Raw genomic sequence first — 11,655 nt, 5'->3', positions numbered from 1 at the left:
CAAGGTATCATTAAATAAATAAAAATATAATGGATTTAAAATTTAGAAATGTAATTACAATAGTTTTAATAGTAAATTCTCTAATTCTATTGGCACAGGAAAAAGGGGAGAAGATTATTTATAAGGATCATGCAAATACAATAAAACCAACATTATTTGCAGATTTAGGTGAAAGTTGTGCAACTCCGGACGGAATGGCAATAGATAAGAAAGGAAATCTTTTTTTATCGATTACGAACCCTACCACGTTTGAAGTACATGGCAGTAAAATTTTGACTTTTGATAAAAATGATCAACCCGTAACATGGTTCGATAAATTGCCGCTTCATCCTATTACAAACAGAGTACATCCAATGGGAATGGAGTTTGGCCCGGACGGCAATTTATATGTAGTCGATAACCAGTTTTTTGCAGAAAAGGAAAACTTTTCCAGATTGATAAGAATTGTTGTTGAAAACGGAAAACCTAAACATGCAGAAGTTGTATTGGAAGGCTTAAATTTTGGGGAAGCCATAAGATGGTATAATGGGAGAGCGTATATAACTGATGCTTTGTTTGCAGACAGAAGGATGAGTGGAATTTATAGTTTTTCCTTAAAAGAATTAAATAAAAAGAAGATAATTCTAACCCCTGAAAATAAAAAAGATTACCTGCTAAGTTCATTTACATTAAAACCCGAAGTGACAAAAAGAACAATAGGAATCGATGGAATTGCATTCGACAAAAAAGGCAATTTGTATGCTGGAAATTTTGGAGATGGAGTAATTACAAAATTTACACTAACTAAAGACGGTAAAGTAAAATCAAAAGAAGTAGTATTTGATTCGGATAAATTAAAGTGCTGTGATGGTTTTTTCTATGATGAAACGAGGAATTCGATTTTTATTGCCAATTATGATAACAATAGTGTTCATCAATTGGACTTAAATACAAATACAATATCATTAATATGGGAAAATGATAATTCAGATGGTGCAGACGGTCAGCTGGACAATCCCTGTGAAACGATTATCTACAAAGGGAATTTATTAGTGGTAAATTATGACACTTTCCCAGGTGTAAAAAACACAGGCCCTGATGCATACCATACGATTTCGATGTTCAAATTGAAATAAAATTAGGGAAGTTTTTCTCCTAAAAACACCGTTGTTTAAAACCTAATTAACATCATTTAATAAACAACATATCCAATTAAAAGTAAGGCTCAAATTAAAATTTTAAAAAAAATACTATGAAAATTAAAGATTACGTTATCGATCAAAATTACGAAGGATATTTGGCTGAAGATCACCATACCTGGGCATTACTGTACAAAAGACAAGAAGAACTGCATAATAAGTTAGTATGCAAAGAATATCTTGACGGATTTACAAAATTAGAACTTAGTAAAACAAAAATTGAAAGAATCGAAGACGTGAGTGATCGTTTGAAAAATATTTCGGGATGGACTCTTTTACCTGTATCCGGGCTACTTCCTCCAATTGATTTTTTTGAAATGTTAACCCAAAAAATATATCCGGTAACCGCTGCAATTAGAAAACCTTTCGAAATTGATTTTAGCGAACAACCCGATATTTTTCATGATGTATGCGGACATCTGCCATTGTTAACAAACGAAAAATTTGTAGAGTTTCTTACCGTATTTAGTTCAATTGCAACTAAATATATTGAAAATGAGGAGGCAATGGTTTTGCTAAGCAGAATTTATTGGTTTACATATGAAACGGGTTTAATCAATGAAGATGGAGTATTTAAATTTTATGGAGGAGCTGTAATAACATCTGCAGAAGAAATGGTAAAAGTGAATGATCCAAATACACCAAAGTATCCATTTGATATTGATCATATTTTTAAGACGACGTTCAATAGTTTCGAATTGCAAAATGAATATTTTGTAATCAATTCATTTGATGATCTTTTTAATTGTTTAATTGATTTAGAAGAAAAACTAACCAATAACACATCAAGTTTAATATCTTCTTTATAGAGGGTTACTATTTTAAATCACTTTATCTGATAAATGATTTTCATTTTTATACAGACATTATTAAAAAAGAATAGCTACAACTGATAAATAAAAAAAATGAAAATTTTAACATTCTCCTTTGCAGGAGGCAATAAGTATTCTTTCAAAGAATTTTCTCAAAATCTGGCACATTTTAATGTTATTGAATATCCGGGCAGAGGTATGAGACTAAATGAGGCATTACAACTTAATATAGATTCACTCATTGAAGATTTACTTCCAAAAGTGATAAACAAAATAGAGGAGTGCCAGGAATATATAATTTACGGACACAGCATGGGAGCCCTCATAGGGTATATGATTTGTCAAAGAATACAAGAATTAGGATTGTTGTTACCGGTTAAATTAGTAATAAGCGGTAAGAAGCCCCCGGCAATAAAGAGAGAGAGTCAGCTTTCTCATTTATCAGATAATTTATTTTGGGAAGAAGTTGTAAAATTAGGCGGCGTCCCTGACGACTTAATGAATTACAAAGAATTAATCGAGTTTTATACGCCAATTTTGAAAGCCGATTTTACTGCCATCGAAAATTATAACTATGTTAAGAAAGAAAAACTTTCAGTACCAATTGATGTTTTCTATGGCTCAGAAGAACAAATTACAGAAGAAGAAATCATTGGGTGGCGCGATGAAACCAATGGTCCGGTTACCTTAACACGTTTGAAAGGAAACCACTTTTTTATTTTTAATCATATCGATTTTTTTACCAATTATTTCAGAAGTCAAACTCAAAAAAGCAGCAATTAATTATGCTTAAAACCTCAATAAAAGAAATTCTTTTTCTAATTCTTTACTCTGTACCCAATACGATCTTGAGTTTCGGAATCTTGTATATTATCAACAACGTGGTTTCTGGTAAACAGGAGTTTTTAACGACTTACATGGGAATCGTTTTTGCATCGTTTGTGATTTATACCTATTTGTTAAATATTATTTTTCAGAAGAAGCTTAACAAGCACTCTTATGATATGTTATACAATAATGAAAAAAAGATATTTGGCAAAATATTGGATACTCCGCTGATAACGTTGGAAAAAATGGGAGTGCAGCGTTTTTATACAGTAATCGAGGATCTGAGAACCTTCTCCTCTTTGCCGGAAGTAATAACGCACACCATTAATTCTTTGTTGATGCTTGTGTTCTGTACCATTTATTTATTTAGCCTGTCCGTCTATTCAGCGACTGTTATTATCATTATTATGATGCTTATTGCCGGTATATATTTTCTGGTTATTAATGCGATGTCTAAGAAAGTAGTGGAACTAAGAAAATATAATGAGTATTATTATAAGTATGTTCATGATGTAATCAAGGGATTTAAGGAGCTGAAAATTAATTTTCAGAGAAGATTCAATTTGATGAACAATCATTTAGTTATAAATAGAGAACATGCAAAAGAACTTGATTTTAAGGTGAACTATACTTTTTTATCGATTAATCTGATCAGTCAATATGGTTTGTATCTTGTTATTGGTGTAATTCTGTTTGTATTACCTGAGCTGGATTTGCTTAAAAGAGATGATGTGATTTCATATGTTGTTATTTTATTATTTATCAGTGGACCTATTAATAATCTTATCAATATGCAGAATGTTTATACCAGATTTATGGTAGCAAATAATAGAATTATAACATTCCTGGAAGATTTTAAAAATGAAAATGTTGAGAATAATAATGTTAGAGATTCGGTTGAGTTCGATTCATTAGAATTTAAAAATATGCAGTTTGGGTTTGGATCCGGGGTCACAGAGAAAAGTTTTAGTTTGGGGCCAATTAATCTTTCGATCAACAAAGGAGAAACTGTTTTTATCGTTGGTGGAAACGGAAGCGGAAAAAGTACTTTTATAAATACCCTGACTGGATTATACCAATCTTCAGCAGGAGATATTGTTTTAAATGACACAGTAATAGATAATCCTCAGCAGCTTCAAAATCTAATTTCGGCAGTATTTACAGACAATCATATTTTTTCTCAGAATTATGATGACTACAGCTTAAAAGACAACGAGAAATACAAAGAGTTATTAAAAATAATGGAGTTGGACAAAATAGTTACAGATGACGAAGAGAATTCTGCCAGAAGAAGTTTTTCGAAAGGGCAAAGTAAAAGAATGTCATTAATTTTTGCACTTCTGGAAAACAAACCAATTTTGGTTCTAGACGAATGGGCAGCAGATCAGGACCCGCATTTTAGAAAATATTTTTATGAAAATTTAGTACCCAAACTAAAGAAAGAAGGAAAAACAATAATTGCAGTAACTCATGACGATGCCTATTTTAAGTATGCAGACCGAATTTTAAAATTCGATTTTGGACAAATTATAAAAGACACCAATATAAACGCATCTAAGGAATTGGCTCAGGATGCTTTATGGTACTAGACAAAAGAATAAAAACATGAAATTAACCTTACCACAACAGGATATATATTACGAACAATTATTATATCCTAATGAGCCAATATATAACATTGGAGCCAAAATTGAAATTAGGGGTATTATAGATACTGAGGTGTTAAAAAAAGCGTATGTTGTTCTTATAGACCAACATGATGCTTACCGAGGTAGAGTAACTAAAGTCGACGAGAACGTAGAATTTAAGATATTGGATACCCACAATTCAGAATTAGGTTTTATTGATTTTTCGGGAAAAAGAAATTCGGAAGAAGAAGCAGATTATTATATTGAAAAAGAATTCTCTAAAGTATTTAATTTATTTGATAATAAGCTGCTGCATGTTTTTACCTTAATAAAAATCCGAGAAGATTTTTACTATTTATTTTCGGTGTATCATCATATCATTACCGATGGATGGGGAACTTCGTTAATGTTTCAGAGATTGGTAAAAAATTACAATGAAATTTTAGAGTTTGGCGAGGTTAAAACAGTATATCCTTTTAGTTATCAGGATTTTGTTCAGGAAGATGCAGTTTACCAGGATTCGGAATCTTTTAGTGAAGACAGACACTATTGGGCAGAAAAATTTAAACATTTGCCCGAAAATTTATTTCAAAAATTAGGGAATGCTACTCAAACTAATAAAAGCAGCAGAAAGGAATTAACGATTGGAAGAGATAAATATAATCTACTGAGTGAATTGGCAATACAGTGCAAATCGTCTGTATTTCATGTTATTTTGGGAATATTATATACCTATTTTGGAAGAAAGCAGCAAAACTATGATTTTGCAATTGGTTTGCCGGTTTTAAACAGAAGTAAAGCAACATCAAAAAAAACGGTAGGACTTTTTATGGGGATATCTCCCTTAAGAATGCAATTAGACTTAGAGACTTCGTTTGAAAGTCTCGTACTTGAAATAAAAAATCAATTAAAAAAAGATTACAGGCATCAGCGCCTGCCTTTAGGAAAATTAATTAAGGAGCTTCAATTGTTTAGCGGGAAAGAGAGACTATTTAATATTAGCCTTTCTTATGAAAAACAAAATTATTCTGATAATTTTTGTAATACCGGTACTAGTGTCATCCCTTTAAGTCATCAATCTGAAAGAGTTGCATTAGCAATTTACATTAGAGAATTTGATGCATCAGAAGATGTCCGAATTGATTTTGATTATAACCTAAATTATTTTGATGATTTTGAAATCTCCCGAATTGTTAATCACTTTGAAAATTTGATCGATTCCGTTTTAGCAGATTCCCAAAAAGAATTGAAGTCATTAAGTTACCTTTCAGCTCATGAAAAATCTCAGTTGCTTTTAGAATTCAATAATACGAAAAAAGCTTATCCAAATGATCAGACCGTTCTCGATTTATTTGAAGAACAAGCGGGTAAAGCACCCGATAAAATTGCACTTATAGATGATCATCAAGAGATTTCTTATGCAAAACTGAATGTATTGTCCAATAAGATAGCAGCTTATTTACTATCTATTAGTGAAGAGCATGATAAATCACCAATTGCAGTTTTATTAGACAGATCCGTAAATATGATCGCAGTTTTATTAGGAATCTTAAAGTCGGGTAGATCTTATCTTCCGCTTGATCCTAATTTTCCAAAAGATCGGTTAAATTACATCATCGGGAATAGTAAAGCTCAAATAATTATTACGGAAAAAAAATATACAGCAAATGGAATTAGTGCGCCAGTTTCACTAAAGTTGGAAGAGGTATTGGAAGAAATGGAATGTTTTGATAGTTCTTTCAAATCAAAAGTGTCTTCAGATGATGCTGCCTATATTATATACACGTCAGGGTCAACCGGAAATCCGAAAGGGGTAGAGATTGGACATCAGTCACTCGTTAATTTTTTAACCAGTATTCAGCAAAAGCCCGGTGTTACGCCGCATGATCTACTATTTTCGGTTACGACTTATTCTTTTGATATTTCTGTTTTAGAGTTTTTTGCGCCTTTGATTTCAGGAGCAACAGTATTTCTTGCAAGCCAGGAAACATTAGAAGATCCTAATTCGGTTATTAAAAAAATAAAAGAAATAAACCCTTCAATTATTCAGGCAACTCCAAGTTTCTATCAAATGTTGTTTCATGCCGGATGGGAAGGAGATAAAACATTGAAGGTATTGTGTGGAGGAGATCTGTTGAGCGATTCATTATCAGAAAAATTAATCACCGGTACTTTTGAAGTCTGGAACATGTACGGACCAACAGAAACGACGATTTGGTCAAGTATGAAAAAACTCCAATATCCAAGCCAGGCCTCTACTATTGGTACACCTATCAATAATACTCAATTTTATATTTTGGATGATTTTTTTAATCTGCAGCCAGTAGGTGTAATTGGTTCTATTTATATAGCAGGAGATGGATTGGCAAAAGGCTATTACAGAAATGAAGTTTTAACGAGAGAAAAATTTATTGAAAACCCATTTGAAGCTAATACTTTGTTGTATGAAACAGGAGATTTGGGGAAATGGAATATAAAGGGAGAGATTGAATTTTTGGGAAGAAAGGACAATCAGATTAAAATTAGAGGATATAGAATTGAAGCTGGAGAAATTGAATCAAAATTAAATCTAATTTCGGGAATAAAGGATTCTGTGGTAATCGCAAAAAAAGGTACCCAGCAGGATGCTATTTTAGTAGCTTATATTATAAAAAGTAGTGCCGAAATTAATATCGAAAAAATTATCAGTGAATTAAAATTGGTTTTGCCCTATTATATGATTCCGGGTTTAATAATTCCGATGGAACAATTTCCACTCACCCCAAACAATAAGATTGATAGAAAAGCTCTTTTAGAGATGGAAGTTTATTCCGGTACAGAAGATAATGAGTTTCAGGCTCCAAATTCCGAATTAGAGAAAAAACTATTAAAATATTGGCAGGAAGTGTTAGAGATTAATAAACCAATAAGTAAAGACGTTAATTTCTTTGCAATTGGAGGACATTCATTAAACTCGGTACGTTTGATCGGGCTAATTGCTAAAGAGTTATCTTTTTCAGTTTCTTTTAAAACGATATTTGATTATCCAACAATAGAAACACTGGCCGAATATTTAGAAAAGCTTGATCCGGTTTATTCAGTTGAATTAGTAAAGTCAGAATATAAAGAGTTTTATGAGGTAACACCTTCTCAGCGTAATATCTGGTTAGCTTCTCAGAAAGCAAGTATTTCAATTGCGTATAATATGTTTGCTGCTTTTTCAATTGAAGGGAATTTTGAATTGGAAAAAATTGAAAAAGCTGTAAATGAAATTATAAAAGAGAATGAAATTTTACGGACAAATTTTGTAGAGTCAGGGGAAGGGATATATCAAAAAATTAATGCTTTTTCGGAGGTGAATTTTTCTATTCAGACAAAGAATATTGAAGGATTAGAGGTTAAAGATGAGGTAAATAAATTTAGAAACACAGAATTTAATTTGCAAAATGACCTACTGATAAAGTTAAAAATACTCGAAAGAAAAAACAACGAGTATTTGTTATTGTTTTGTACACATCACATTATAATGGACGGATTGTCTCTGGAATTATTTATAAAAAAAATCATAAGTAATCTGGGAGAAAAGAACAATACTAACTTAAAGAGTAGTACCGAAACGGCCTTTCAATTTAAAGATTATTCGGAATGGTTTAATGGATATTTAAAAGATAATTCCTTTAAAAATAAGCTCTTTTGGGAAAAATATCTTAGAAATTTTCATTTCAAAAATTCGTTTGAAAGAGACTTTAATTTGGAGAATGATAATAGAAATGGAGAAGAATATTTTTTTGAATTAACAGAAGATGTGACAAATGATTTAAAAAAATTAGTGATAGATAAAAAGGTAACACTTTATACCGTTTTAATAGCCGTTTTAAAAATTTTGATTTTTAAAGAATCTAATCAGACTGATATTTGTGTTGGAACAGTAAATTCTGGAAGAAATAGAGCTGAGATAAACGATCAAATTGGGATGTTTGCTAAAACAATTGTTCTAAGGACTCCGATTGAAAAAAACAAAACATTTCTTGAAATAGTAAAAAATGTACAGCGTGATTTATTTGAGATAGAGGACTATAGTGATGTTCCATTTGAAGAAATTGGTAAATCAGTTTTTGATGTTATGCTGGTCTATCAAAACCCGGAGTTTAATTTTGAGAATATTGATGATTTAAAATTAACCAGATATCCTGTAGAGGGAAGTTATAGCAGAATGCCTGTTGTTTTTAACTTTTATGGAAGTGGTAAAATAGTAAAAGGAAATGTGGATTTTGATCGTAATTTATTTGACAGGGAATCCATAAATGCCATCGTCGCGAAATACAATTTGATTCTACAGGAAATAATAGAGAATCCATCTCAATGCGTAGAATTAATGAATATTGAACTGGAACTTGATAAAAAGGACCTTTACAATTTTGACTTTAATTTTTAAGACCGTTAATCGTTTTGATAAACATTTTTTATACCAATATTAGCGAGGACTTCCACAAAAGTTTACTGGAGGTTTACTTACCAAAATTTTCATCTGTTTACCAGGCAAGAATCAGAAGATACAGAAGATGGCAGGATGCTCAAGTTTCCTTATTAGGACGTATTTTGTTATTCCAAAGTGTTAAAGAACTATACGATCGGGATTATACGGATAAGGATATTAAGTATTCAAAATACAACAAACCTTATTTTAGCGATACCTCGATTAAATTTAATATATCACACTCTGGTGAAATGGTCATCTGTGCATTATCTGATGAATCTGAAATAGGTATTGATCTTGAATTAATATCTAACATTCCTATTGATGAATTTAAGTCAGAGTTAACAGAAGAAGAATGGTCTAAGATTACTATTGCGAACAATATTCAAGATGCGTTTTTTGATTTTTGGACCCAAAAAGAAGCGGTAGTTAAAGCGCATGGCATGGGACTGGCAATCCCATTAAAGTCATTTGAAATTTTTGATAATGTAGCTAAAATTGATAATGAAAGTTTTTATTTGAAAGAAATAAAAATTGATGAAAAGTACAAGTGTTACATTTCTCTGCTAAATGATAGTACAGATATTTGTTTGACACATAAAAGAATAGACCCCCTAACAATTTAATCAAAAATAAAATGAAAAAGCTTATTGTACTATTGGTATTATGTTTATGTACAACCCAATTATTTTCTCAGAGTAATAGCGTTAGATTAGAGAAAACATCTTCCTTTTTTCCCGAAGATGAAAGTATAAAAAAAGAAAATATAGATTGGTTTTATCTTAATGTTCCTGAAAATTGGGATAAGCCAAATAGGAAACAAATTAAAATTGCAATTGCAGTTTTAAAGAGTATTTCAAAAAATAACGATTCAAATTCAGTTTTGTATATAGAAGGAGGTCCGGGAGCTGGAGGAATTGAAGGAATCTGGAGTTGGTTGAGCCATCCTCTGAGAGAAAAAAATGATATTATTTTAGTAGACGTAAGAGGTACCGGGAATTCTCTGCCAAAGTTTTGTCCGGATTTAGGGAAAGTATTTTTAGAAATATTATCAAAAAATCAGAGTAGTGTAGAAGATGAACAGCAAAAAGTAGCAGCTGCTATCGATTGTAAAGAGGATTTAATAAGTAGAAAAATTGATCTGGGGGCCTATAATAGTAAATCAATTGCAAAAGATTTTCATGCTTTAAAAGAAGCATTAAAGTATAAAAACTGGAATATTTACGGAACTTCATACGGAACATACATTGCTCAGGTATACAGTAACGACTTTCCGGGAGATATTAAATCTATCATATTAGATTCGTCTATTCCCGATATTGCAAATTCATATTATAATACTAGTACTTCTAAATTCATGAGTAGTCTAGAAAAGGTTTTTGCAGAATGCAAGAACAATCCTGATTGTAACAAAGAGTTTCCTAATTTGGAAAGTACCTATTATAAAACGATAGAGAAGATAAGTAAAAGACCAATTACGGTTAAAGTCGATAAAAAAATTATTGCAAGTGGATCATTTACCTATAATGTAGAAGATTTTAAAGTATGTATACAGCAATCATTGTATCAAAAGAAATTAATAGAGGTGATTCCTTTATTAATTAAACAATTCAATAAGGAAGATAAGATGGCTTTAAGCTCACTTGTAGCTGCATTTTCCGGTGCTTTAAGCTTAGATTATGGTGCCTTTTATTGTGTAACCTGCAATGAAGCTTTTCCTTTTAATTCTATTGAAAAATTTAATAAAGATGCTTTTCAGTATGATAAATTAAGAGGGGGATTGTCTTTCTATAAATCTGATTTTCTTGTATGTGATAAATGGAATATAGATAATGTAAGTATCCCTGCTCAAATAAATGACCTTTCAAGGCTAGCCACTTTAAAAGTGCCGGTTTTAGTGTTTTCGGGAGAATTTGATCCAATTACCCCTCCAGCATACGGAAAATTGACTGTAAATAAATTTAAAAATGGGTTCTTGGTTAACTTTCCTCTTTCAGGTCATGCACCGAGTTTTTCAAAACTAGGATATAAAATTGTTAATGATTTTATAGAAAAACCACAGCAGAAACCCGATGTAAGATATTTAGAATCAGATAAGAAGGTTCATTTTGTAACCGATGTAGAAATTAGTGAGGGTGTGTCAAATTTAGCTAATAGTGTAACGAATTTTAATGTCCTCTTTTTTGCGCCAATTTTTATAGCTTTTATAATCATGATTATCTCATTTTTTAGTTTTTGTTATAATTTGATTAAAGTAAAGAAAGACCTTAATCAAAACAAATTCATGAAATTTTTAATTTTATGTACATCAATTATAGGACTTATTGTAGTTATTGGGCTTATTGTAGCAATTAATACAACTGCTCAAAACAATTTTTATATTCTTGTTTTTGGATTACCTAATAAGTTTAATTATTTATTTGTTTTTCAATGGATTTTTATTCTGTTTACAGTTATTTCTGCAATTTATTTTATATTGAGAAATAAGTTCATTTCAGATAGAACTATTATCGTGACAATTTTATTCTCTTTTATCTTAATCAATGTCTATTTTCAATACTGGGGATTTTTGTTTTAGATGAGCTATATAATTCTGTTTTATCAAAAAAATATAATTTCTTTTGATAAAACAGAAAGTTGACAGTCGCAACTTTTTGTAGTAAAAAAGGCATTAGACTCAACGGTAGATTTAAGCATATAAATTAAAAGGAATGATAAAAGTAAGCTAGATAATATTTTTAAGGATTCTAAAT

Annotated in this window: 7 protein-coding genes; all 7 read left to right on the top strand. The window is 30.9% G+C overall.

Annotated features, from left to right (window positions below):
• Positions 1–29 precede the first annotated feature (29 nt).
• Positions 30–1,115 carry an SMP-30/gluconolactonase/LRE family protein gene (locus OLM58_RS21075; protein WP_264530515.1) on the top strand — a complete coding sequence of 362 codons (1,086 nt, stop codon included), beginning with the start codon at positions 30–32 and terminating at the stop codon, positions 1,113–1,115.
• Between the two features lie 116 nt (positions 1,116–1,231).
• The gene (locus OLM58_RS21070) at positions 1,232–1,987 is read left to right on the top strand and encodes a hypothetical protein (protein ID WP_264530514.1); all 756 of its coding nucleotides are present in this window, start codon (positions 1,232–1,234) and stop codon (positions 1,985–1,987) included.
• A gap of 96 nt (positions 1,988–2,083) precedes the next feature.
• On the top strand, positions 2,084–2,773 hold the full coding sequence (locus tag OLM58_RS21065) for a thioesterase II family protein (RefSeq protein WP_264530513.1): 690 nt from the start codon (positions 2,084–2,086) through the stop codon (positions 2,771–2,773).
• Between the two features lie 2 nt (positions 2,774–2,775).
• Positions 2,776–4,407 carry a cyclic peptide export ABC transporter gene (locus OLM58_RS21060; RefSeq protein ID WP_264530512.1) on the top strand — a complete coding sequence of 544 codons (1,632 nt, stop codon included), beginning with the start codon at positions 2,776–2,778 and terminating at the stop codon, positions 4,405–4,407.
• A gap of 16 nt (positions 4,408–4,423) precedes the next feature.
• Positions 4,424–8,860, top strand: coding sequence for an amino acid adenylation domain-containing protein (locus OLM58_RS21055; protein WP_264530511.1), 4,437 nt, complete (start codon positions 4,424–4,426; stop codon positions 8,858–8,860).
• Positions 8,861–8,874: 14 nt separating this feature from the next.
• Complete coding sequence (locus OLM58_RS21050) at positions 8,875–9,528, top strand: 4'-phosphopantetheinyl transferase family protein (protein ID WP_264530510.1); 654 nt, start codon at positions 8,875–8,877, stop codon at positions 9,526–9,528.
• 11 nt (positions 9,529–9,539) lie between these two features.
• On the top strand, positions 9,540–11,480 hold the full coding sequence (locus tag OLM58_RS21045; RefSeq protein ID WP_264530509.1) for an alpha/beta hydrolase: 1,941 nt from the start codon (positions 9,540–9,542) through the stop codon (positions 11,478–11,480).
• Positions 11,481–11,655: the final 175 nt, after the last annotated feature.

Source organism: Flavobacterium sp. N502540, assembly GCF_025947365.1.
In the GTDB taxonomy this organism is placed as follows: Bacteria; Bacteroidota; Bacteroidia; order Flavobacteriales; family Flavobacteriaceae; genus Flavobacterium.
Note: the sequence above shows the minus strand (reverse complement) of the source record. Positions and strands in the feature narration are given on the sequence as shown.

Bases quoted from the DNA above. Each gene is read 5' to 3' on its own strand.
- OLM58_RS21075 (WP_264530515.1), top strand. From the start codon at position 30: ATGGATTTAAAATTTAGAAATGTAATTACAATAGTTTTAATAGTAAAT.
- OLM58_RS21070 (WP_264530514.1), top strand. From the start codon at position 1,232: ATGAAAATTAAAGATTACGTTATCGATCAAAATTACGAAGGATATTTG.
- OLM58_RS21065 (WP_264530513.1), top strand. From the start codon at position 2,084: ATGAAAATTTTAACATTCTCCTTTGCAGGAGGCAATAAGTATTCTTTC.
- OLM58_RS21060 (WP_264530512.1), top strand. From the start codon at position 2,776: ATGCTTAAAACCTCAATAAAAGAAATTCTTTTTCTAATTCTTTACTCT.
- OLM58_RS21055 (WP_264530511.1), top strand. From the start codon at position 4,424: ATGAAATTAACCTTACCACAACAGGATATATATTACGAACAATTATTA.
- OLM58_RS21045 (WP_264530509.1), top strand. From the start codon at position 9,540: ATGAAAAAGCTTATTGTACTATTGGTATTATGTTTATGTACAACCCAA.